Consider the following 243-nt stretch of genomic DNA (forward strand, 5'->3'; position numbering starts at 1 on the left):
GTGTGAGGCCTTGTGTTACCCCGGCTTAATTACCTTAGCTAAACAGCTAAAAATAGAGCTAAAAGGTGTAACCTTAGATGATGACGGCATTTGCCCCAACAGCCTGCTTAATCACATTGAAAAATACCACCCTAAAGCCTTGTACCTCACCCCTACGCTGCAAAACCCCACCACAGCCATTATGTCGCAGCAACGCCGCCAGCAAATTATTGATATTTGCCAACAACACCAAGTGATTATTAT

At 44.4% G+C, this 243-nt stretch carries 1 pseudogene; it reads left to right on the plus strand.

The window, feature by feature from the left end:
- A pseudogene (locus Q4528_RS15510) lies at positions 1-243 on the plus strand (MocR-like pyridoxine biosynthesis transcription factor PdxR); the annotation flags it as partial.

This window comes from Staphylococcus pasteuri (genome assembly GCF_030547725.1).
GTDB lineage: Bacteria > Bacillota > Bacilli > Staphylococcales > Staphylococcaceae > Staphylococcus > Staphylococcus pasteuri.